Annotated in this window: 20 protein-coding genes and 2 tRNA genes; 6 read left to right on the top strand and 16 right to left on the bottom strand. The window is 73.1% G+C overall.

Annotated features, from left to right (window positions below):
• Nucleotides 1–2: 2 nt before the first annotated feature.
• Nucleotides 3–941: a deoxyribose-phosphate aldolase gene (gene deoC / locus ACWDS7_RS09555; protein WP_306860106.1), complete on the bottom strand. Its 939-nt coding sequence runs from the start codon at nucleotides 939–941 to the stop codon at nucleotides 3–5.
• A gap of 541 nt (nucleotides 942–1,482) precedes the next feature.
• Between deoC and ACWDS7_RS09550 the strand changes: the two genes are divergently transcribed.
• From ACWDS7_RS09550 to ACWDS7_RS09535, 4 genes are all read left to right on the top strand, one after another.
• Nucleotides 1,483–1,644, top strand: coding sequence for a hypothetical protein (locus tag ACWDS7_RS09550; protein WP_451928878.1), 162 nt, complete (start codon nucleotides 1,483–1,485; stop codon nucleotides 1,642–1,644).
• A gap of 108 nt (nucleotides 1,645–1,752) precedes the next feature.
• Nucleotides 1,753–4,626, top strand: a complete 2,874-nt coding sequence (locus ACWDS7_RS09545) for an AAA family ATPase (protein WP_451928877.1) — start codon at nucleotides 1,753–1,755, stop codon at nucleotides 4,624–4,626.
• A 46-nt stretch (nucleotides 4,627–4,672) separates the two neighbouring features.
• Entirely contained in the window at nucleotides 4,673–5,272 is a 600-nt protein-coding gene (locus tag ACWDS7_RS09540; protein ID WP_451928876.1) for a helix-turn-helix domain-containing protein, read from the top strand.
• Nucleotides 5,273–5,468: 196 nt separating this feature from the next.
• On the top strand, nucleotides 5,469–6,041 hold the full coding sequence (locus tag ACWDS7_RS09535) for a hypothetical protein (RefSeq protein WP_451928875.1): 573 nt from the start codon (nucleotides 5,469–5,471) through the stop codon (nucleotides 6,039–6,041).
• 26 nt (nucleotides 6,042–6,067) lie between these two features.
• On the opposite strand, the gene ACWDS7_RS09530 is transcribed toward ACWDS7_RS09535, so the two are convergent.
• The 5 genes from ACWDS7_RS09530 to ACWDS7_RS09510 all read right to left on the bottom strand — a co-directional run bounded on the left by ACWDS7_RS09530 (nucleotide 6,068) and on the right by ACWDS7_RS09510 (nucleotide 13,775).
• Nucleotides 6,068–7,927, bottom strand: coding sequence for an ABC transporter ATP-binding protein (locus tag ACWDS7_RS09530; protein WP_451928874.1), 1,860 nt, complete (start codon nucleotides 7,925–7,927; stop codon nucleotides 6,068–6,070).
• Between the two features lie 184 nt (nucleotides 7,928–8,111).
• Nucleotides 8,112–8,924, bottom strand: coding sequence for an ABC transporter permease (locus ACWDS7_RS09525; RefSeq protein ID WP_451928873.1), 813 nt, complete (start codon nucleotides 8,922–8,924; stop codon nucleotides 8,112–8,114).
• Entirely contained in the window at nucleotides 8,921–9,883 is a 963-nt protein-coding gene (locus ACWDS7_RS09520; RefSeq protein ID WP_451928872.1) for an ABC transporter permease, read from the bottom strand. Before ACWDS7_RS09520 ends, ACWDS7_RS09525 begins: the two co-directional genes overlap by 4 nt.
• Nucleotides 9,883–12,024, bottom strand: coding sequence for a prolyl oligopeptidase family serine peptidase (locus ACWDS7_RS09515; protein ID WP_451928871.1), 2,142 nt, complete (start codon nucleotides 12,022–12,024; stop codon nucleotides 9,883–9,885). The genes ACWDS7_RS09520 and ACWDS7_RS09515 overlap by 1 nt, the downstream gene beginning before the upstream one ends.
• 104 nt (nucleotides 12,025–12,128) lie before the next feature.
• Nucleotides 12,129–13,775 carry an ABC transporter substrate-binding protein gene (locus ACWDS7_RS09510; RefSeq protein ID WP_451928870.1) on the bottom strand — a complete coding sequence of 549 codons (1,647 nt, stop codon included), beginning with the start codon at nucleotides 13,773–13,775 and terminating at the stop codon, nucleotides 12,129–12,131.
• A gap of 128 nt (nucleotides 13,776–13,903) precedes the next feature.
• Between ACWDS7_RS09510 and ACWDS7_RS09505 the strand changes: the two genes are divergently transcribed.
• Entirely contained in the window at nucleotides 13,904–14,140 is a 237-nt protein-coding gene (locus ACWDS7_RS09505) for a glutaredoxin domain-containing protein (protein ID WP_451928869.1), read from the top strand.
• A gap of 91 nt (nucleotides 14,141–14,231) precedes the next feature.
• Here ACWDS7_RS09505 and ACWDS7_RS09500 read toward each other — a convergent pair whose 3' ends face one another.
• Nucleotides 14,232–15,602, bottom strand: a complete 1,371-nt coding sequence (locus tag ACWDS7_RS09500) for an MFS transporter (protein ID WP_451928868.1) — start codon at nucleotides 15,600–15,602, stop codon at nucleotides 14,232–14,234.
• 38 nt (nucleotides 15,603–15,640) lie between these two features.
• Nucleotides 15,641–16,150: a cupin domain-containing protein gene (locus tag ACWDS7_RS09495; protein ID WP_451928867.1), complete on the bottom strand. Its 510-nt coding sequence runs from the start codon at nucleotides 16,148–16,150 to the stop codon at nucleotides 15,641–15,643.
• A 107-nt stretch (nucleotides 16,151–16,257) separates the two neighbouring features.
• On the opposite strand from ACWDS7_RS09495, the gene ACWDS7_RS09490 reads away from it, so the two are divergent.
• The gene (locus tag ACWDS7_RS09490) at nucleotides 16,258–17,154 is read left to right on the top strand and encodes a LysR family transcriptional regulator (protein WP_451928866.1); all 897 of its coding nucleotides are present in this window, start codon (nucleotides 16,258–16,260) and stop codon (nucleotides 17,152–17,154) included.
• A gap of 400 nt (nucleotides 17,155–17,554) precedes the next feature.
• Here the strand turns inward: ACWDS7_RS09490 and ACWDS7_RS09485 are convergent, their stop codons facing one another.
• The 8 genes from ACWDS7_RS09485 to ACWDS7_RS09450 form a co-directional block, all read right to left on the bottom strand.
• Nucleotides 17,555–18,124 (bottom strand): TMEM165/GDT1 family protein, encoded by a 570-nt coding sequence (locus ACWDS7_RS09485; RefSeq protein WP_306860133.1) that lies wholly within the window; start codon nucleotides 18,122–18,124, stop codon nucleotides 17,555–17,557.
• Nucleotides 18,125–18,398: 274 nt separating this feature from the next.
• Nucleotides 18,399–19,436: a UDP-N-acetylmuramate dehydrogenase gene (locus ACWDS7_RS09480; protein ID WP_451928865.1), complete on the bottom strand. Its 1,038-nt coding sequence runs from the start codon at nucleotides 19,434–19,436 to the stop codon at nucleotides 18,399–18,401.
• A gap of 55 nt (nucleotides 19,437–19,491) precedes the next feature.
• A complete protein-coding gene (locus ACWDS7_RS09475) occupies nucleotides 19,492–20,742 on the bottom strand; it encodes a hypothetical protein (protein WP_451928864.1) in 1,251 nt (416 codons plus the stop codon).
• A 179-nt stretch (nucleotides 20,743–20,921) separates the two neighbouring features.
• Nucleotides 20,922–21,350: a MaoC family dehydratase gene (locus tag ACWDS7_RS09470; protein ID WP_306860139.1), complete on the bottom strand. Its 429-nt coding sequence runs from the start codon at nucleotides 21,348–21,350 to the stop codon at nucleotides 20,922–20,924.
• 1 nt (nucleotide 21,351) lies between these two features.
• The gene (locus ACWDS7_RS09465; protein WP_306860142.1) at nucleotides 21,352–21,798 is read right to left on the bottom strand and encodes a MaoC family dehydratase N-terminal domain-containing protein; all 447 of its coding nucleotides are present in this window, start codon (nucleotides 21,796–21,798) and stop codon (nucleotides 21,352–21,354) included.
• A gap of 262 nt (nucleotides 21,799–22,060) precedes the next feature.
• On the bottom strand, nucleotides 22,061–22,225 hold the full coding sequence (rpmG, locus tag ACWDS7_RS09460) for a 50S ribosomal protein L33 (RefSeq protein ID WP_036325591.1): 165 nt from the start codon (nucleotides 22,223–22,225) through the stop codon (nucleotides 22,061–22,063).
• Nucleotides 22,226–22,300: 75 nt separating this feature from the next.
• Nucleotides 22,301–22,374, bottom strand: a tRNA-Met gene (locus tag ACWDS7_RS09455).
• 202 nt (nucleotides 22,375–22,576) lie between these two features.
• Nucleotides 22,577–22,649, bottom strand: a tRNA-Thr gene (locus tag ACWDS7_RS09450).
• Between the last annotated feature and the right edge of the window lie 20 nt (nucleotides 22,650–22,669).

Raw genomic sequence — 22,669 nt, 5'->3', positions numbered from 1 at the left:
GATCAGTCCAGGGTGAAGTAGTCGGGACCCGCGTACCGGCCGGTGGCCATCTTCTGACGCTGCATCAGCAGGTCGTTGAGCAGGGTGGAGGCGCCGAGGCGGAACCAGTCGGGGGTCAGCCAGCCCTCGCCGACGGTCTCGTTGACCAGGACGAGCATCTTGATGGCGTCCTTGGTGGTCCGGATGCCGCCCGCGGGCTTCACCCCGACCTTGCGGCCGGTCGCCGCCAGGAAGTCGCGGACCGCCTCCAGCATGACCAGCGTCACCGGGAGGGTCGCGGCGGGCTGCACCTTGCCCGTGGAGGTCTTGATGAAGTCGCCTCCGGCCAGCATGGCCAGCCAGGAGGCGCGCCGTACGTTGTCGTAGGTCGACAGCTCGCCGGTCTCCAGGATCACCTTCAGGTGCGCGTCGCCGCAGGCGGCCTTGATCGCGGCGATCTCCTCGAAGACCTTCAGGTAGTCGCCGGCGAGGAACGCGCCCCGGTCGATCACCATGTCGATCTCGTCGGCCCCGGCCGCCACCGCGAACGCGGTGTCGGCGACCTTGACGTCCAGGGACGAGCGCCCGCTGGGGAACGCGGTCGCGACGCTGGCCACCTTCACGCCGGAGCCGCCGAGCGCGCCGACGGCCTGGGCGACCAGGTCGGGGTAGACGCAGACGGCCGCCACCTTGGGCACGGCCGGGTCACTCGGGTCGGGACGGACCGCCTTGGCGCACATCGCGCGGACCTTGCCCGGCGTGTCGGCGCCTTCGAGGGTCGTCAGGTCCACCATGCGTATCGCCAGGTCGATGGCCTCCGCCTTGGCCGTCGTCTTGATGGATCGGGTGCCGAGCGTCGCGGCCCGCTGGTCCGCGCCCACCCGGTCGACACCGGGAAGGCCGTGCAGGAAGGCCCGCAGCGTGACGTTGGACGCGGCCACGTCGGCGAGCGGAGCAGTCATAGTTGACACCACTCCAGGATGCCGACTGGTGTGATTAGTTCCAAACTGGACGCTGCCCAGTCCCTCCACTCGTTTTCGTCAACATTCGCCGAGTTCAGCCGTGGGTACGGCGGGGTGCCGCCCCGCCACCGCCATGGGCGCCCGCACCGGGTACGGCCCCGCGGCAGGAAGGGCGCCTGCACTAGGTACGGCCCCGCGACCGGAAGGGCGCCGCACCGGGCACGGCCCGGCCGCCGGAGGGGTGCCGCACCGGGCGTGCGGCACGTCGCGGCACTTCACGGCAGCTCAACGTCACAGCAGCTCAACGTCACAGCAGCTCAACGTCGCGGCATGTCACGGCAGCTCAGAGGCATGCCTAAGGCGGGTGGACCGGTGTCGCGGGATGCCTCTCGGCGCGTCTAAGGCGGTGGACCGGCCCGGCCTAGGTAGTCCCGGGCCGTGGGCCGCGGGTAGATAAGGCATCCGCCCGATGTGGGGGTGGGGGCCTTAGCGCGAATCTTGAGTGTGTAAGGGAATGGCACCACTCAAGGAGGAACCCGAAATGGGTCCCGAGCTTCACTACCAGATGATCATCAACCGCACCGCCGAGCTCCGCGAGGAGGCGGCCAACCACCGCCGCGCCCGCCAGCTCCTGTCCGCCAAGAAGAACCGCTCCGAGGGCGAGCGCCGGCGGAGCCTCTTCAGCAAGACCAGCGCGGCATGACCCCGTCACGAGAGCCCGGCCGTATCCTCCCGTCCGGCCGGGCCTCTCAGGCTCCGTAGCCCTTTCGCTGAACGATAAATGGGGCGATAGTTACACATAAGGCGTGACATGCTGGACGACATGATGGGTCGGGCGGTAAGCCCCGTCTTCGTGGGACGGGAGGAGGAGCTCGCGGGCCTGGCCGAGGCCTTCGAGCAGGCGCGCAACAACGCCGCCGCCGCCGTCCTGCTCGGTGGCGAGGCGGGAGTCGGCAAGACCCGGCTGATCGGATACTTCGCCGGACGGGCCGTGGACGACGGCGCGCACGTGCTCATCGGCGGCTGCGTGGAGCTGTCCACCGAAGGTCTCGCCTATGCGCCGTTCACCGCGGCGATCCGCCAGCTCGTCCGCGAGCAGGGCGCCGAGGAGGTCGCGGCCCTGCTGCCCGACGGCGCGGCGCGTGACCTGGCCCGGCTGCTGCCCGAGTTCGGTGAGCCCAGCGGCGACGTGGAGACCGAGACCGCCCGCGCGCGACTCTTCGAGCAGATCCTCAACCTGCTGGAACGGCTGGCCGAACGCCGCCCGGTGATCCTGGTCATCGAGGACATCCACTGGGCCGACCGCTCCAGCCGCGACCTGATCGCCTTCCTCAGCCGCAACCTGCGCACCGCGCCGGTCCTGATGATCCTCACCTACCGCTCCGACGACCTGCACCGCCAGCACCCGCTCCGGCCGGTGCTCGCCGAGCTCAGCCGGGTGGAGGGGGTCCTCCGGCTGGACCTGCCCCGGCTCACCCAGGACGAGGTGGCCGCCCAGATGGCCGGCATCCTCGGCACGACCCCGGAGTTCGCCCAGGTCGGCAAGGTCTTCCAGCGCAGCGAGGGCATCCCGCTGTTCGTCGAGGCACTGCTCGAGTGCGGCGGCGACTGCTCCTTCCCCGAATCCCTGCACGATCTGATCATCGGCTCCGTCGAGCAGCTCCCCGACGAGACCCAGCGGGTGCTGCGCATCGCCGCCGCCGGCGGGATCCGGGTGGGCCACGCCCTGCTCGCCGCGGTCAGCGGGCTGTCCGACGTGGACCTGGAGGACGCGCTGCGGCCCGCCATCGCGGCCAACGTGCTGCAGGTCGCCGACGGCCGCGCCTACGCCTTCCGGCACGCGCTGATCCGCGAGGCCGTACACGAGGAGCTCCTGCCCGGCGAGCACGTGCGGATGCACGCCCGCTTCGCCGAGGAGATCAGCGGTGACCGCACGCTGGTCCCGCCGGGCCGGGCCGCCATCGAGATCGCCCATCACTGGTACTCCGCCCGCGACGACCTGTGGGCCCTGATCTCCGCCTGGGAGGCCGCCGCCAAGGCCGCCAAGACCTTCGCCTACAACGAGAAGATGCAGCTGCTGGAGCGGGTGCTCACGCTGTGGAGCAAGGTCCCCGACGCCGCCGAGCGGATCGGGGTGGACCACACCACGGTCCTGGAACACGCCTCGGAGGCCGCCCACGCCTGCGGCGAGATCGACCGGGGCACCAGGTTCGTCAAGGCCGCGCTGGAGGAGCTCGACGAGCGGACCGATCCTGCGCGGGTGGCCGAGCTCGTCGTACGGCGGGCGCTGTTCAAGATGGCCAAGCGGAAGGCGGGGGCGCTCGACGACCTCCGCTACGCCGAGCGGCTCGTCCCCGGACCGGTGCTGGAGCGCGCCCACGTGCTGTCCAAGCTGGGCTCGTTCCTGGCCTTCAGCGGCGAGGTGGCCGAGGGGACCGCGCTCACCGAGGAGGCGCTGCGGATCGCCCGCGAGCACGGGGACGAGTGCCTGGAGGCCGACCTGCTGCTCAACCTCTCGCTGGGCCACTCGATCGCGGGACGTCTCGACACCACGATCGCCGTCAACTCCACCGCCCAGGCGATCGGCGAGCGTGTCGGCTCCGGCCGTATCATCCTGCGCGCCCTCGCCAACAACGTGGACGCGCTCAACAACATGGGCCGCTCGGCCGAGGCGGTGGAGCTGGCGCTCGAAGGCGAGCAGCTGGCCAGGAAGTACGGCCGCTACCGCGTCCAGGGCACGTTCATCGTCAACAACCGCGCGGAGGCGCTGGAGGCGCTGGGCCGCTTCGACGAGGCGGCCCAGCTGGCCGACCAGGCGATCGCCATGGACCCGACCCTGCGCACCCGCCACCACCTGCGCCGGATCCGCGCGGACGTGGCGGTCGCGCGGGGCGAGACGGACGTGATCAGGTCCGTCCTGAACGAGGTTGACGCCGCCGCGCCCCTCCAGGAGGAGTTCACCCAGGAGCTGTCGGCCAACGCCCGGCTCAAGATGGGCCTGCACCTGCTGAGCGGCGAACCGCTGGCCGCGCTGGAGGTGGCCGAGGAGGTCGTCCGCACGGCACGGATCATGAGCAAGCCCATGCTGGGCTGGCGGATGCTCGCCCTGCTGTCGGGGGTCTGCGAGACCGTCGAGACGCTCGTGCCCGGACGGGCGGCGGCGCTGCGCGCCCACATCGAGGAGGCCGGGGCCACGATGACCGTGGACAGCCCGGTCGCCGAGGCCTACCGGCTCTGCCTCAACCGCGACCACGACGCCGCGGCCACCGCCTGGGAGCGGCTGGACCGCCCCTTCCCGCGTGCCAAGTCGCTGCTCCACGCGGGGCGGGCCGCGGCCGCCACGGGCGACCGCGAGGGCGCCGCCGTACGGCTGCGCGCGGCCCACCCGATCGCCCTCGCGCTGTCGGCCCGGCCCCTGGCCGCGGAGATCGAGTCCCTGGCCCGCCGGGTCGGGGTGGCGTTGACGCCGGAGGCGGTCCCGGACCCCGACCCGCTGCTGACCCCGCGCGAGCAGGAGGTGCTCCGGCTGGTCGCCCAGGGGCGGTCCAACCGCGACATCGCCGCCGAGCTGTTCATCTCGGCCAAGACGGTGAGCGTCCACGTCTCCAACATCCTGGGCAAGCTCGGCGTCTCCACCCGCGGTGAGGCCGCCGCGGCCGCCCACCGCCTCGCCCTGATCGGCTGACCTGCTGCATCATTGGATCGGTCGGGACCGGCGAGAGGGGACGTGCGTGCACAGCGAGGACGGCATCACCGTCGGCATGGCCCCGCCCCCTTCCGAGGCGGCGGGAGTGCGTGGCGCGATCGCCGCCAACCTGCGCCGCACCCGTCTGGCCCGGGGCCTCAGCGTCCGCGAGCTGGCCGAGCTGACCGGGGTGAGCAAAGCCCTCATCTCCCAGGTCGAGCGGGGCGTCGCCAACCCGACGGTCGAGGTGCTGTCCCGGCTGGCGACCTCCCTTGAGCTGACCTTCGGCGAGCTGACCCGGATCAACCTGGTGGGGCCCGAGGTGATCCGCAGGAGCGAGAGCGTCCCCCTGCCGGTCGGCGACACCGCCGTCCGCACCCTGTTCGCCGCTCCCGACCGGCGCCGCTTCGAGCTGGCCGAGGGCGACATCCCGGCGCGCACCCGCAGCGCGAAGAGCTCGCACGGCCGGGGCTCGGTGGAGCACGCCTACGTCGTCGAGGGCGAGGTGACCGTCGAGACCGAGGAGTGGTCGGTGACCCTCACCGCGGGCGACGCCCTCCGGTTCGCCTCCGAGTCCGACCACGTCTACACCACCGGCGCCGCCCCCTGCCGGGTCCTGACGCTGATCTCCTTCTCCGAGGACTGACACCCCCGTACGCCGCGACGCGACGAGTACGGCGAGCGGCCTGGGCGGGTAAGGCCGGCGTTCTCCGAGGTGACATCCGAGCTGCGGCCATCGTCTCCGCCGCCGAGCGCGCACAGCCGTACTGGCCCTGACCGTCCCGTCGACTGGATCGGGGACATACTCCAGATATGTCGCCGGCGGTCGTTAGGGTGCCCGCGTGATCGCGAATGACGACCCCTCGTATGTCATGTTCTTCAAGGACGCCGCCGGTCCTGTGGACGAGTTCGTGACCAGGATGGGCGGCGGTCCCGACTGGGTCGGGGAGGCGCAGTGGCCTCTCTGCTCCAGGTGGGACAACCCGATGGCGTTCGTCGGGCAGTTCCGGCTGCCGGGTGACGAGCTTCACATGGCCTACCTGTTCATGTGCGGCGACTGCGAGGAGACGTGGGAGCCCGAGGTGGGCAAGAACGCGTTGATCATCCAGCCCGGCCGGGTCCCGTCGTTCATCACGACAATTGTTCCCTCTTGGGGTCCGTCACAGGGCGGCGGGATGCCGGTCGACCTGGAACCTGCCTGTCCTGGCGACCTGGACGGCTATGAGTCCAGGATGTACGGATCACCGGCCTGGCTGCAGAGTGAGGAGTATCCACCGGGTGGTCCCTGGTCGTTCCTCTTCCAGTTGGACTCATGCAGCGAGTGGTGCCCTCTGGACTTCGGTGACGCCGGCGTGGGTTACGGGTTCATCAGCGGCGACGGGCAGGAAGGCCGCTTCCTGTGGCAGTGCGCCTGAGAGGCCGCCGGGAGCCGTCGGGTCCGTCAGGCCAGCCAGCCGCCGGAGCCGTCGGGGACGCTCGCCAGGAGCGCCCGCGTGTAGGGGTGGGCGGGTGCGTCGAGCACCTGTCCCGCCGGGCCGGCCTCCACGCACTCACCGGCCTCCAGCACGTAGAGCCGGTCGGCGATCTGCCGCACCACGGCGAGGTCGTGGGTGATGAACAGCATCGCCATGGACAGCCGCTCCCGCAGCTCGGCCAGGAGGCCGAGGATCTGCGCCTGCACCGAGACGTCCAGCGCCGACACCGGCTCGTCGCAGATCAGCAGGCGGGGCTCGCCCGCCACGGCGCGGGCTATCGCCACCCGCTGCCGCTCGCCTCCGGACAGTCCGGCCGGGCGCATCCCGGCCATGTCCCGGCCCAGGCCGACCGATTCCAGCAGCCGGGCGACATCGCCCGGCGCGGCGGGACGGCCGTCGGCCCGGAGCGCCTCCGCCAGGGCCGCGCCGACGGTCCGGGCGGGATTGAGCGTCGAGTAAGGGTCCTGAAAGATCATCTGAGCCGTGCGGCGGGCCTGGCGCACGGCGCCGCGGCCCATCCGGCCGTAGTCGGAGCAGTCGGCGCCGCCGAGCAGGATCGTGCCGGAGTCCGGGCGCTCCAGCCCGGCCACGCACCGGGCCAGCGTGGTCTTGCCCGACCCCGACTCGCCGACCACGCCGACGACCTCGCCAGGCGCGACCGACAGGCTCACCCCGGCCAGCGCGGGCCGCCGCGCTCCGGCGAACGTCCTGCGCAGGTCACGCACCCGCAGCACCGGATCGGCGGTGACGGGGAGCGGGGGCGCGACACCTGGCTCGGGCGCGGGCGGCGCGGGGAGCTCGGCGGCCCGCAGGCACGCCGACAGCCGCGCGTCCCGTACAGCGGACAGGCCGGCCTCACCCGGTACGGCGGACAGGTCGGCCTCACCCGGTACGGCGCGCATACCGGCGGACGGGCCGGGCTCACCCGGTACGGCGGACGGGCCGGCGGATGCGTAGGGACCGCGCCCTACGGCGCGCAGTGCGGGCGCGCCGGCGCGGCACTCGGCCACCACGAGGGCGCACCGGTCGGCGAAGGCGCACCGGCCGCGCACGGCGTCGTGGGCCGGGACGGAACCGGCGACGGCGGGGATGACGGCGAGCCGCCGGTCCGCGGGCGGCTCGGCCGCCAGCAGGGCCCGGGTGTAGGGGTGGAGCTGTTCCTCCCGTACGGCCGCCGCCCCGCCGACCTCCATGATCCGGCCCGCGTACATCACCATGACCCGGTCGCAGGTGGAGAAGGCCAGGCGCAGGTCGTGGGTGATGAGCACGAACGCCATGTCCCGCTCGCGCTGGACACGCCGGACGAGGGCGAGCACCTCGCGCTGGGTGGTGGCGTCGAGCGCGGTCGTCGGCTCGTCGGCCAGCAGCACCCGGGGCCCGCCGGCGAGCGCGGCGGCCAGCCCGACGCGCTGCCGCATGCCGCCGGAGAGCTGGAAGGGGTAGCGCCCGGCCACGTCGGCGGGCAGGCCGACCTCCGCCAGCAGCCGGGGCACCTCGACCGCCGCGTCGGCCCCGCGCGGCAGTCCGTCGGCGATCTGCCGCCCGGCCCTGCGCAACGGGTTGAGCAGGGTGAACGGGTCCTGCATGAGGAGGGAGACCACGCCACCGCGCTGCCGCGCCCGGGTACGCGGGTCGTCGTCCACCCGCTCACCCGCGATGCGCACCTTCCCGGCGGCCTCCAGCCCGCGGGGCAGCAGGCCGAGTACCGCCCGGACCGTGAGCGACTTGCCCGAGCCGGACTCCCCCACGATCGCGACGGACTCTCCCGGCGCGACCTCGAAGGAGACCTCCGACAGCAGGGTCCGCCCGGTGGCGGGCTGGCGCACGGTAAGCCCCTCGACCGCGATCCCGGCCCCGGACCCTCCGCCGCCCCGGCCCCCGGACTCACCGGGTCCGGACCGCCCGCCCTCCCGGCCCCCGGACCCGGCCGCCCCGGGCCGCCCGCCGCTCCGGACCGCCGGCCCGCCCGCCTGCGACGGCCCGGCTGCCCCGGACTCGCGCTCTCCCATGTCAGCGTGCCCTTCCGCGCCGGTCGACGCGTTCGTACAGCCAGTCGCCCACGATGTTGAGCGCGGCGGCCGTGGCGATGATGGCGAGCCCCGGAGCGATCACCGCCCAGGGGTTGGCGAGGAGCTGGGTGCGGTTGTCCGACAGCGTGCGCCCCCAGTCGGGCGAGCCGGCCGGCACCCCGAGGCCGAGGAAGGACAGCGAGGCCAGCGAGACCAGCGCGTAGGCGAAGTTGAGGAAGGCGTTGGCCAGCGCAACCGGGGCGATGTTCGGCCAGACGTGCCTCGTCATGATCCGCCAGGCGGAGAGGTTCTTCAACCGCGCCGCCTCCACGTAGGGCCGGTGCCGCTGCTCCAGGACGGCCCCACGCACCACGCGCGTGTCGGTGGGCGCGAACAGCACCACCAGCACCGCGATCGCCAGGCCGTATCCGCCGCCCAGGACCCCGGCGACGACGATCGCCACGAGCAGGGCCGGCAGGGAGAACATCAGGTCCGCCCAGCGCATGGCCAGCGCGTCGACCCACCCGCCGAGGTATCCGGCGGGCAGCCCCACGAGGTTGCCGATGAGCATCGATCCCGCGGCGACGCACAGCGCCCCCGGCACGGCGGTGCGGGCCCCGGCGACCAGCAGTTGCAGCACGTCGCGGCCGAGGTCGTCGGTGCCCAGCGGGTGGCCTGGCCCGGGGCCGGCGATGCCCAGCATCAGGTCCTGGCCGGTGGCGTCGGGCACCAGCCAGGGGGCGGACACGGCGGCGACCGCGACCGCGAGGAGGACGGCGAGCGCTGCGGCCACGCTCACCGGTGGACGGGTCACGACGCCCTCCCGCCGAGCCGGACGCGCGGGTCCACGGCCGAGTAGCCGACGTCGACCAGGAGGTTGACGGCGGCGATGAGCAGGGTGAGCAGCAGCGCGAGCGCCTGGACGACCGGCACATCCTTGAAGGTGACCGAGTCGACGAGCAGGGAGCCGAGACCCGGCAGCGCGAAGGTCACCTCCACCAGCACGGTCCCGGCCAGCATGCCGGTCACGATGAGCCCCGCCGCGGTGAGGATCGGCACCAGCGAGTTGCGCAGCGCGTAGCCGAGGACGGCGGCGCCGCCGAGGCCGCGTGCCCGCGCGAAGACCACGTAGTCCTGCTCCAGCTCCCGGATGAGCGCGGCCCGGCTGAAGCGGACGAGCATGCCCACCGCGCCGACGGCCAGCGCGGCGGCGGGCAGCGTGAGGTGCAGGACCTGGTCGGCGAAGCCCTCGCCGGTGCCGTAGACGGGGAACCAGCCCAGCCAGGCCGCGAACACCACCAGGAGCAGGAGCCCGACGGCGAACGGCGGGGCGCTCAGCCCCACCACCCCGGCGGTGACGACGAGCCGGTCGGTGGCACGGCCCCGGCGCAGGGCCCCGACCACACCCAGCGGGATGCCGGCGAGCACCGCCAGCAGCGTGCCGTACCCGGTCAGCGCCAGGGTGAGCGGGAGCCGCTGCCCGAGCATGTCGGCGACCGGCGTCCCGGTCCTGATGGAGGTGCCGAGGTCGCCCCGGACGGCGCCGCCGAGCCAGCTCAGGTACTGCACCGGCAGCGGGTCGTTCAGGTGGTAGCGGGCCTGGATGGCGGCGATCGTCTCCGGCGTGGCGGGACGGGTGCCGAGGAGGGTCTGCTGGACCGACCCCGGGGCGAGGTAGAGCAGGCCGAACACGCCGACCGACAGCAGCGCGACGACCACGGCGGTGCCCGCGAGCCTGCGCAGCAGGAACGCGCCCCAACTCCGCCCCGTCATCACAGCACCCCGTTCCCCGCCAGCCAGGCGACCACGCGCTCCGCCGCGTCCCGGCGGTGCCGCTGCTCGGTCAGCTCGTGGCCCTCCCGAGGGTAGACGACCAGCTCGGTCCGGACGCCGGCCGCGGACCAGGCACGATAGAGCTGCTCGGCCTGGCCGACCGGGGTCGTGCGGTCCTCGGCGCCGTGCAGGATCAGCGTCGGGGTGGTGACCTTCGCGGCGTGGCAGACCGGCGAGCGGGCGGCGAGGAACTCCCTGCCCTCAGGCGTGGCGACGTCGGCCCCCCGGTGGTACAGCGGGTCGTAGCCGCCGGCGAGATTGCTGGCGGTGGCGAAGCTGAGCCAGTCGGCGACCCCCGACATCACCACCGCCGCCCGGAACCGGCCGGTGCGGGTCACCGCCCACGCGCTGAGATAGCCGCCGTAGCTGAGCCCGAGGACGGCCATCCGCCCGGGATCGGCCACGCCCGCCGCGACGAGGTGGTCCACGCCGGCGAGGACGTCGTCCAGATCCTGCTCCCCGACGTGCCCGATGACGCGGCGCGCGTAGTCCTGGCCGCGCCCGCTGCTGCCCCGGGGATTGGGCAGCAGTACGGCGGCGCCCGCGTGCACCAGCGGCAGCGCGAGCTGCCCGGACTCGGCCGGCGCGAAGGCGCTGGACCACAGCCAGGTCGGCCCGCCGTGCGCGATGACGACGAGCGGCGACGGCGCCCGCCGCGCTCCACGCCCGTCCGGTCCGTCCGGACCGGAGCGGTCCGGGTGATCCCGGTGGTCCCGGTGGTACGGATGGTCTGGGTGGTCCGGGCCGGTGGAACCGTCCGTACGGGAGCGGTCCGGGCCGATGGAACCATCCGTACGGGAGTGGTCCGGGCCGGTGGAACCGTCCGGACCGGAGCGGTCCGGGGCGGCCTGGCCGTACGTCTCGGGCCTGCGCCGGGTCAGCAGGAGTCCGTGGACGGCGAGCCCGTCGGGGCCGGTCCACGCCACCTCCTCCTGGTGTACGGCGAGCCCGGCCAGGGCGTCGTTGAGGGCGGTGACCTGCCGCCAGCCGCCCCCCGTCACCTCCGCGACCGCGATCTCCGGGGGCCGTTCCGCCGTCTCCCAGACCGCGGCGGCCAGCGTGCCGGCGCGGTCCACCGACAGCGACGGCTGCCCGTCCCGGCCGCCCAGGGTCCCCCAGGCCGTCCACCGGGTCAGCGTGCGGCCGTCGGCGGTCAGCGTGCCGCCGTGCGTCCCGGTGCCCGACCAGCCGGTGAACCACAGGGTGTGCCCGTCCAGCCAGCCGAGATCGGTGACGTCGTCGACGGCGGCCAGCCTGGTCGTCTCTCCGGTGGCCAGGTCGATGTGGATGATCCGCCCTGAGACGATGGACAGCCCCTCGACCACGACGGCGGCGCGCCCGCCGGGTGCCAGCCGCGGGCGGCTGAGCTGCCAGGAGGTACGCAGGAGGGTCCGGGTCTCACCGGTCTCGGGATCGATGAGGTCGAGCCTGGGCCGGTAGTAGCCGGCGGGTGTCTCGTCGTCCGAGGTGACGGCGAGCGCGACGCCGCCCCGCCAGTCGGCCTCCCACACGGTCACCCCCTTGAGCGGGATCGGCCGCAGGCACGGGTCGCCGACCTCGGCCCAGGCCAGCCGGCGCAGCCGCCCGCCCGGGGTGCGGACGTAGGGGTCGGAGGGGTCGTGGACCCGGAGCCCGAGGTGGCTGCCGTCGCGCTCGCTGCCGGGGTCCGCGGTCCGCACCAGGACGGTCCCGTCGTCGTCCGCGACCAGGTCCTCGATCTCCCCGTCCGCCCCGACGCGCCAGGTGGGGGCGAAATCGTCTCCGGCCCGGACCTCGACGTGGTCGAGGTCCGGCCCCTCTCCGGCGGCGAGCAGCAGCCGCCCGTCCGGCAGCCAGCGCGTCAGCGCGTGCCACCGCCGCGGCGCCTCGGGCACCGGGACCGGCACCCCTCCGGCCGCGAGGTCGAGCACGTGCGCGACGGGCTCCGCGCCCGCGAGCGGCAGGACGCAGGCGACGCGACCCCCCGCCGGGTCCAGTGCCACGCTCTCGGGCACGCGAAGACCGGCCAGCGCCGCGTGCGCCTCCAGCAGCGCCGCCCGCGTCTCCGCCGCCCGGACTTCCGGCGCCTGGGTTTCCGACACCCACGCTGCCGGTACCTGTGCTCCCGGTGCCTGCGCTCGCGAGGGCGCCTGCGCACCCGGCGGCGCCTGGTACGTCTCCGGCGCCGCCGGTGTCTCCGGCCCGGTCATGAGCGGGCGGAGAGCTTGGCGGCCCAGGGGCCGACGAAGAAGTAGGGCCCGAACTCCCCGGTGCCGACGCCCGGGCCGAACGCGGTCGCCGCCTCCCCCCACCACAGTGGCTGGTAGGGGACGTCGGCGGCGGCCTTGACCAGCGCCTCGCCGAGGAGCTTGCCCCGGGCCGCCTCCTCGACGGCCTCCTTGGCCCGGTCGAGCAGGCCGGTCACCTCGGGGTTGTCGTATTCGGCGATGTTGGAGCCGTTCTCGCCGGCGTAGGCGCTGTTGAGGAGCTGCTGGACGTATTCCGACGGGTCGCCCGTCGTCGCGAAGTACCACCCCAGGTAGATGCCGGAGGCGTGCTTGCCGAGCTCGGCGATCCACTGCTCCAGCGGGACCTCCTTGACCTCCAGGGTGATCCCGATGCTCTTGAGGTTCTGCGCGAGGGTGAGCGCGGCCCTGCCGAGCTGCGGCCCGCTGCCGGGATAGGTCAGCACGTCGCTGAAGCCGCCCGGGACCGACGACCGGGCCAGCTCGGCACGTGCCTGGGCGAGGTCGAAGCCGTGCTGCGGGATGCTCTCGTACAGGCTCTTGACCTCGGCCTCGCCGAGCACACCACCCCACTGGGCGGGGTCGGGGACGGTGGCGGCGACCTGGCCGTGGCCGCGCAGGACGCTGCGCACGATGCCCTCCCGGTCGACCGCGTGGGCGACCGCCCGGCGGACGTGGACGTCGTTCCACGGCTTCTTGGCGGTGTTGAAGGCGAGCGTGACCAGGGAGCGGTCGCTGGCCGTCTTCAGCTCGACGCCGGGCACCGCCTTCCACTGGTCGATCTGCTCGGCGGGCACGTTCAGCGCGACGTCGACCGAGCCGCCCCGCATGGCGAGCAGCCGGGTGGACTCCTCGGGGATGAAGTCCAGCCTGATCTGGCGGTACGGCGCCTTGCCGCCCCACCAGGCGTCGTTGCGCTCCAGCGTCACGTGCGAGTCGGGCGCGAACTCGGTCACCTTGTACGGCCCGGTCCCGAGGATCTTCCCGGTGGGGGTGCCGATGTCCTGGCCGGTGGCCTCGATGAACTTCCGGCCCGTCACGAGCAGGGTGCCCGGCGACGGGGTCCAGGCGAAGGACGCGTCGGGCTGCTTCAGCGTGATCGTGACCTCGGCCGGCCCACTGGCCTCGATCTTGTCCACGTTGGCGTAGGCGTAGGCGAAGGCCGAGGTGGAGCCCTTCTTGGCATGGAGGTCGAGGCTGGCCACGACGTCGTCGGCGGCCAGCGGCGTCCCGTCCGCGAAGGTCACGCCACCGCGGATCGTGTAGACGTAGGTCTTCGGGTCCTTACGGCTCCACGACTCGGCGAGGGCCGGCTGGAGGCTGCCGTCCTGGCCGACCCCGACGAGCGCCTCCTGGCAGAGGAGGGCGACGACGTAGTTCATGATGCCCGCCTCCTTGCTCGCGTCCAGCGAGCTGATGGAGGAGGGCAGCGCGACCCTCAGGACGTCGCGGGGGCCCGCCGCCCCTCCGGACGGGCTCCCCTGACCCGCCGGGCCGGTCGAGCCGCAGGCCGTCACGAGGCCCGGGACCGCCGCCAGGCCCCCGACGATGGCGATGGACCTCAGGAGGGAGCGCCGGGTTAGGGCGACGTCGGGGAGATCGGCCACGGGGGACCCACTTTCATGCGGCCAGCCAGGTCACCTAGCTGCTGCGTCTACCATTACTATCCACTTGGCACAGGAGAGTATTCGCTAGGTAGCATTCCGGTCAAACCCACCTGTTGAATGGGGAATTCATGGCCTCCGTCACCGTCTACAGCGCCCCCTGGTGCGGTCACTGCCACCGGCTGAAGGAGGGGCTCACCCGGGCGGACATCCCCTTCACCGAGGTGGACGTCGACCGGACGCCGGGGGCGATCGAGCTCATCACCGAACTCGGCGGCGGCTCCTGGCTGATCCCGACCGTGGTGCTGCCCGACGGCTCGGCCCTGGTCAACCCCAGCGTACGGGAGGTCCAGGGCCGCCTGTCCTGACCGGCCGGCGGGAGTACGGCCGGCCGAGGCGGCCGCCTGCGTCCCCCGGCGCCGACCGGCGAAGGGTCCGGCCGGCGCGGGGAGCGGCCGGTCAGTGCTCCGGCTCTCCCTTCGGGGCGCGCACCGGCGTCAGCGCGAGCACGGCGGCGGCCAGCGGGAAGCACGCGACCACGACGAGCACGCGGGACAGTCCCATCGACGGAGCCAGCGCGCCGGCCACGGCGGAGCCGACGCCGCCCCCGACGAAGAAGGCGAGGTTGAGCAGCCCCATGCCCGCGCCGCGCAGCGGCAGCGGCAGCCTGGCCGACATCTCCCCAGTGAGCACCACCTGGGTGAGGGCGAAGGAGGCCAGGGCGAGCGAGGCGCCGGCGACCAGGGGCCAGGCCCCGCCGCCCGCGACCCCGGCCACGGCCACGATGGCGCCCGTCACGGCGGTGGCGCCGGCCAGCAGCCGCCGGCCGGTGCGGGCGCCGAGACCGCCCGCCACGCGGGACAGCACGGCGCCCACCACCGCGCCGGGCAGCAGCGCGGCGCCGACCGCGAGCACGCTCCAGCCGTGGGACCTGGCCAGGATCTGGGGCACCGCGTACATCATGGCGAACAGGCCGCCGTAGACGCCGACGCCGACGGCCGCCGCGGTCCAGAACCCGGAGTCGCCGGCCACCGGGCGCGGCACGAAACCGTCCGGCCTGCGCCGGACCCGCCATGCGAGGCCCACCGAGGACAGCACCAGCACGGCCGTGAGCGCCGCCGCGACCGCGCCCGGCAGGCTCAGCGTCCGCGCCTGGATCAGCAGCAGCAGTGAGCTGACCGCGGTGGTGAGCAGAGCCGCGCCGGCCACGTCCACCGGCCTGCGCGATCCCGGCCTGGCGGCCAGGGCCAGGCAGAACGGCACGGCCAGGAGCGACAGCGCGGGCAGCACCAGGGTGATCCGCCAGGACAGCCAGGCCGTCACCACCCCGCCGACCAGCGTGGCGCCGGCCGCGAACAGCGCCATGACGCCCCCGTAGGTGGCCAGCACCCTGGCCCGGACGGCCGGATCGGTGGCGGCGAGCAGGGCCAAGGTGCCGGAGGTCATCGCCCCCGACCCGGCGGCGAGCACCAGTCGCCCGGCGATCAGCACGCCCAGGTCCGGGGCGACCAGGCAGCAGACGGCGCCGGCCGCCAGGAGCAGCGAGCCCGCGGTGAGCGCGGCCCGCACCCCCCAGGAGTCGGCCAGCCGCCCGAAGACCGCGGTGCCGACGCCGAGCGCGAGGGCGTGCGCGGTGAGGACCCAGACCACCGCGGCGGGTCCGGCGCGCAGCGCGGTCGCGACACTGGGCAGCGCGACACCCGCCGCGGTGACGCCGAACACCGCGGGGCCGAACAGGGCGCCGAGCCGTACCGCGGTCGAGAACGGCCCGATCGCGGCCGGACCGGCGGCCACGGCGGGCGGCTGCCCGACGGCGGAGGTGGAAGACATCGACGGCGCCTCTTTCATCGAGTGACGGGGGTCCGTTCTCATCGGGTGACGGGGGTCCGTGCGGCCTGCCAGGCCGCGCTGCTCACGGGGTGGACGTCGTGGCGCGCCTGCACGGCCGGCAGGCCGTCGCGGGGCTCCTGCCCACGGGCGACGAGCCCCAGATGCCGGAAGTAGCCGAACCGCTCGACACCGGGTGTCATGACCACCAGCACGTCGGCGGCCGAATCGGGGGCGGCGCCGAACGCGTGCGGCATCCCCGGCGGCACCACCACGAGGTCGCCCCCGGCCACCGTGACCAGCCGGTCGCCGAGGAGGAACTCCATGACCCCGTCGAGCACGTAGAACGCCTCCGAGGACAGCGCGTGGTGGTGCGGGGCGGCTCCGTCGGCGCCGACGCCCAACGTGAGCCGGTTGACGCCGAGCGCGCCCCCGGTGTCACTGGCGTCGACCAGCAGCCGGAACGCGCTGCCCGCCGCCAGCTCCACCACCTCGGCGCTCTCCGCGCGGACGATCACGGCACGGCCCGTGTCCGCGTCGTTCGATGACATGCCCACTCCTTCCAGATGCGTGCCTCCCATTCGAGCGTGGGAACACCTCACGGACCAGAAGCAGTTGTCACCTGCAGAAATCACCGATCGTGATGAATGGAGGAGTCGTGGAGCTCCGGCAGCTGGAGTACTTCCTCGCCGTCGCGGAGGAGGGAGGATTCAGCCGGGCCGCCGAGCGCCTGAACATCGTGCAGTCCGCGGTGAGCCAGCAGATCCGCAGGCTGGAGCGCGAGCTCGGGCTGCCGCTCTTCGACCGCTCCACCCGGCACGTCCAGCTCTCCTCCGCCGGGGAGCGCCTGCTGCCCGAGGCCAGGGCCGTGCTCGCCGCGGCGGACCACACCCGGCAGGTCGCGGCCGAGATCGTGGCGGGCGCCGACGGCATCCTGCGGCTGGGCGCGGTGCACGGCCCGGGGGACCGGCTCTACCGCACCCTGGCCGAGCTGGCCGCCATCGCCCCCGGCCTGCAGGTCCGGCTCAGGAACGCCCCGCTGGCCGACCGGCTGGCCGCCGTGCGCTCCGGCGGGCTGGACGCCGCGCTCGTACGCGCCCTGACCTCGGCCCCCGGCCTGCGGCTGATCCGCGTCTGGAGCGACCCGCTGTACGTCGCCCTGCCCGCCGCCCACCCGCTGGCGGACGAGCCCCTGCTCCGCCTGGAGCAGCTCGCGCACCTGCCGCTGCGGCTGGCCCCCCGGGAGAGGAACCCGCCCTTCCACGATCTGATCACCGGTGCCTGCCGCGCGGCCGGGATCGACCCGCCCCCGGGGCCGCCGTTCACCAGCCTGCAGGAGACTCTGGCCGAGATCGGGACGGGTCCGCCCTCCTGGACGGTCTTCTACGAGGTCTCAGGGCTGCCGCTCGCGCACCACGTGACCTTCCGGCCGCTGGACGGACCGGCCGTCGTCACCTCGCTCGCCATCCGCGACAGGCCGCTCACCGCCGCCCTGCGGCACCTGCTCACCTCGTTCGGAGCCGGCGCGCCGGCCGACGGTGGACACGCGGGGTGAGCGGCCCGGCCGACCGCCGGGAACCACGCCGGATCCGGCGCTCCGCCCGTCGCCGACGCGGCTGAGCTGGACCTGAAATCCTCGCGACACCCGTGGACATGTAGGGGTCGAACCCCGGAACGATCCAGGGAGCACTGATGAGGATGACGCGTGGATGAAGAACTCAGGGTCCGCTTCGAGGACGTGTACCGAGATACCTACGACCAGATTCTCGGGCTACGCCATGAGGCGATGCGCCTCTCCGGAGGAGGCGGCCGACATCGTCGCCGAAACCTACATGATCGCCTGGCGGCGGATGGCCGAACTCCCGCGCGCAGGACCTTCTCCTGCTCGCGGGAGTTCACACGGTGCGGCCGGGCAGGCCCGATCAGGTCCCGGCGCGCGGGGGCGGGGATCCTCGTCAGGCCAGCAGCGGCTCGACCAGCAGGACGACTCCGAAGATCGCGAAGGCGGCGGCGGCGCCGTACCGGATGATCTTCTCGGGCAGGTGCTTGCCGAGCATCCGGCCGACCGCGATGGCCAGCGCGTCGGCGGCGACCATGCCGACCGTCGAGCCGAGCCAGGTGCCGAACCAGCCGTGCTGAGTGGCCAGCGTGATGGTGGCGAGCATGGTCTTGTCGCCGAGCTCGGCGAGGAAGAAGGCGACGGTCACGGCGATGATCGCCGACCGGGTGGTGCGCTGCGCCTTCTGCGACTCCTCGTCGGTCAGCTCGTCCCCGCGCAGGGTCCACACGGCGAAGCCGAGGAACGCGATGCCCGCGATGATCGTGATGGCCGTGGTGGGGATCAGGTCACCGGCCAGCCGGCCCAGGCCGACGCTGACCAGGTGGACGACCGCGGTGGCCAGGGTGATGCCGGCCAGGACCGGCCACGGCTTGAACCGGGTCGCGAACGTCATCGCCATGAGCTGACTCTTGTCGCCCAGCTCGGCGACGAAGATCACCGCGAGACTGATCCAGAACGCTTCCAACGGGATTGCCCTTCCGCGCGCGCGGCCGGGCCGGAAGGGGCACCCGGGAGACGGGCACGCTTCGGCCCGGCAGCATCGGTGTATGCCTGCCAGGCCGAAGGTCTCGTCCGCCTGGATCAGCTCGGATGCCAGGCCCGCGCGACCGGGCGCCCGGGGCGCCAGTATGTCGATCACGCGATTGGGACTACTCCCCTTCGGGTGTTTCCATCTGACCCTAACAGGCGCGGCCGCCCGCGCATTCCCCGGAACGGCCCCTTCCCGCTCCCCGGCCCGGTCAGAGGTGGGTGCCGACCATCACGGGCTCGTTGACGAGGGTGACGCCGAACTTCTCCCGCACCCCGTCCCGGACCTCGCGGGCCAGGTCGAGGAGGTCGGCGGTCGTCGCCGACATCTCTGGATTCGTCATGGCGAGGGTGTGCTTGGTGGAGATGCGCGCCGGGCCGCGACGGTAGCCCTTGGGGAACCCGGCGTTCTCGATCAGCCAGGCCGCCGGGACCTTGACCGCGCCGTCCGGCATGTCCCACCGGGGGTGTCCGGGGGCGCGCAGCTCCAGCTCGGCCGCCTCCGCGGCGGTGAGGACGGGGTTGGTGAAGAAGGAGCCCGCGCTCCGGCTGTCGGGGTCGTCGGCGTCGAGCACCATCCCCTTGCCCCGGCGCAGCTCCAGCACCGCCGCGCGGGCCTCCGCCGGCGGCACCCGCTCACCGAGGGCGACGCCCAGCCTGCCGGCCAGCTCCTTGTAGGCGACCGGGCCGGACAGCTCTCCCCCGGCCAGCTCGTAGGTGACCGCCAGGACGACGTGCCGCCCGGGCTCCTCCTTGAACACGCTGTGCCGGTAGGCGAACCCGCACTCACCGGCGGTCAGGTCGCGCACCTCGCCGTCCTTGCGGTCGTAAACCCGCACCCCGGTGATCGTCTGCGAGACGTCCTGCCCGTAGGCCCCGACATTCTGGATCGGCGTGGAGCCGACCAGCCCCGGGATGCCGGACAGGCACTCGATCCCCGACCGCCCCTCCGCCACCGCGCGGGCGACCAGCCCGTCCCAGTCTTCTCCCGCCTGCACGGTGAAGCGGTCCCCGTCGACCTCGATCCCCCGCGACCCGACACGCACGACCAGCCCGTCGAACCCCTCGTCCGACACGACCAGGTTGCTGCCGCCGCCGAGCACGAGCACCGGCTCACCCGCCCGGTCCGCCCCGGCCACCAGCTCGACGATCTCCTCCGCCGACCCCGCCGCCACGAACGCCCTGGCCGGTCCGCCCAGCCCCAACGTCGTGTACGGCGCCAGCCGTACCCCTGCAACCCGCTCAGTCATGCGCTTCCCCACCACCCGGCCGAAATCCGCGACCAGCCTACGTGGCACGGAGCGGCTAGGTGTCGCGGAGCAGCCTCAGCACGCGGTCGTAGGTCCGGCGGGACTCCCTGTCGCGGTAGTCGGGGTCGACGTCGTGGTAGCCGCGGTGCCGTTCCTGGTGGACCGGCAGGTCCTTGTCGAGGGCGACGAGGGTGCCGGGAAGCGTGAGGGAGAACTCCAGGTCGGCGTTGCGGTAGTAGCGGGCCCCCGCGGGGAAGCCGCCGGCCGCGAGCGCGGCGTCGCGCCTGACCGCGAACAGGTGGCCGAGCAGCCCGCGGACCTCGCCGGGCTCCGCGTCATGCCAGTGGTGACCGTCGGCCCCGGGGTTCACGCCCTTCCAGCCCGCCGCGGCCACGTCGTCGGTCAGCGTCCGGACCAGCGGAGTGATCGCGTCGCCGTCCAGGATCGTGGAGGTCTCCATCACGACGTGCACGTCGGAGGTGTCGAGCTTGAGCAGCTTGGTACGGCTCTCGCCCCACCCGGCCGTGCCTCCCCTCCAGTGCGGGGCCTCGGCCACGTGCCAGGCCTCGACCCGGCGGGGGAACTCCTGGGCCAGCTCGTGCAGGACGGCGCCGGCGCCGTCGACGTCGCCCAGGTCGAGACCGATGATCCTGGCCTCGGTGCGGGCCACCAGGGCACGGACGCACTCGCGCAGGTCATCGGGCCAGCCGTCGACCAGGAGGCCGACGGTCACGGTGGGCGGCGCGGCGGGCTCCGCGTGCTCGGCGGGAGTGATCGACTCGTCGAGGCGCGACACCGACAGGCTCCCGTCCCACAGCAGTTGGGAGGAGACCATCCGCTCGGGGTGGCCCTCATGGTCGTCCCACTCGGGGTGACCCCGGTGCTCGTCGGCGCGGCCGACGAGCTCGGAACCCTCGGGCTTCTGCTCCGGAGCCGCCTCCGCCGCGGCGACCCGCTCGGCGTTCAGGTCGTCGAGCCGCTCGGGCCTGGCCTCCGGGGCCGCGGCCTCGGCGACCCGGCCGGCGTCCATGGAGGCGCTGTCCCGGCCGGCGGGCTCGGAGCCGGCGGGACCGGCCCGTCCGGACCACCGGCCGCCCGCCCCCGTCTCGGGGACGGAGCTCACCGTCGGCCACACCTCGAAGGGGGGTCGGGGGACCAGTTCGAAACCGTCCGCGGTGTCACGGACGAGCCAGCCCTCGGCTTCGATCTTGTCGCGGAGCGCGTCGGCCCCGGCGTGGTCGCCGCCGGCCCGCGCCCTGGCCCGCTGCTCGGCGAGCCCCGTCACGTGAGGTGGTACTTCGCTCATCTCCGGACGCTACCCACGGACCGGGGGAAGAATCAGCCCCCCGGCCCGGGAGCCGGACCAGCCGTACTCGACCTCCGCGGTCGGGGCGGCCGGCTGTACTTCACCCCTGCGGCCAGGACGGCCGGCTGTAGATGACCTCCGTGGTCACGACGGCTACTCGGCCCCCGTGGCCAGGACGGTCAGCCGAGCTGGACCACCGCGCGGGCCTTGGAGAGCACCCGGGAGTCGCCGGACCTGGCGGTCAGCGCGACCACCACGCGCTTGTCCTCCAGCTTCTCCTCGATGACGCCGCTCACCGTGATCACCGCGCCCTGCTCGTCGTCCGGGACGACCACCATGGAGGAGAAGCGCACGCCGTAGTCGACGACCGCGCCCGGGTCGCCGGCCCAGTCGGTGACGAACCTTCCGCCCTGGGCCATGGTGAACATGCCGTGCGCGATGACGTCGGGCAGGCCGACGGTCTTGGCGAAGCGCTCGTTCCAGTGGATGGGGTTGAAGTCGCCGGAGGCTCCGGCGTACATCACCAGGTTGGCGCGGCGGACCGGGTAGTCGACGGGCGGGATCTGCTGGCCCGTCTCGACCTCGTCGTATTTGACAGTCGCTGCCATCTCAGGCCGCCCCTCCACGCTCGACGATGGTGTTGTAGGCCGTGCACACGGGCTCGCCGTCGACGGTGGTGACATCGCTCCTGACGGTGACGAGCTCGTTGCGGCCGACGCTGCGGATGTCGGTCACCGTGGAGACGGTGACGAGCTCGTCACCGGCGTGGATCGGCCGCTGGTATTCGAAGCGCTGCTCGCCGTGGACGACCATGGCGAAGTTCAGGCCGAGCTCGGGGTCCGCCAGGACCGACCCGCCGCTCAGGCTGAACACGATGGGGAAGGTGGGCGGCGCGATCACGTCCGGGTGTCCGGCGGCCTGGGCGGCCTCCCTGTCCCGGTAGACCGGGTTGTTGTCGCCGATCGCCGTCGCGAACTCTTTGATCTTCACGCGGCTGACCTCGTAGGGCGCGGAAGGCGCGGACGCCCGCCCGACGAAATCACGGTTCAGAGCCATCGTGCTCCTTTGCGGATACCGAGCTGGTGAGGCCGACATTAACAGAACAAGATTCCGGAGCGTATTCCCCGGGTCGGCCATCAGGAAACCCTAGCCCGGCCCCGCCCGGCACCGGCTGTCGAGCGCGGTCAACACCCATGCGGAAAAGCTGTGCAGATACGACAGACCGGCGCCCTCCAGGAGGAGGACGCCGGTCTGCGTTGAGTATGAGTGCTACTGAAGTAGCCATCTCCCGTCGAGGACCGGGAGGCTTCGCAGAGACTTAGCGGGTCTCGCGGTGCGCCCTGTGCGTCTTGCAGTTGGGGCAGTACTTCTTCAGCTCAAGCCGATCCGGGTCGTTGCGCCGGTTCTTCCGCGTGATGTAGTTGCGGTGCTTGCACTCCTGGCAGGCCAGCGTGATCTTCGGCCTAACGTCGGTGGCAGCCACTTGGGAGTGCCTTTCTACGTTCGGGACTAGGACAACCCAGCCCAGCTCCCCTTGTGAGGGGACCCGGGAGGGTAGTAGCGGAGGCCGGACTTGAACCGGCGACACAACGATTATGAGCCGTTTGCTCTGCCTGGCTGAGCTACTCCGCCTTGGGCCGGCGAAATCGACCGACCCCCGCAAGGATACCCGACGCGCAGAGTGCCTGCGTACTTGTGCAGGTCAGGGCCATCGCTCCTGAGTTTCCCCAGTATGCCCGTCTGCTCGCCGGGAGCCTTGAGTGTTGTCCGGGTGGCCCTCAGGTCCACCCAAGCCGAAAGCCCTAACCGGATGGTTAGGGCTTTTAGGCTGTTGAGCCCCTTTACGGAATCGAACCGTAGACCTTCTCCTTACCATGGAGACGCTCTGCCGACTGAGCTAAAGGGGCCTGTCTGCTTCGCTCTCGCG

It is taken from the genome of Streptosporangium sp. NPDC003464 (assembly GCF_053588315.1).
The sequence above is the reverse complement of the archived record's forward strand: the minus strand, read 5'-3'. Positions and strand labels throughout refer to the sequence as shown.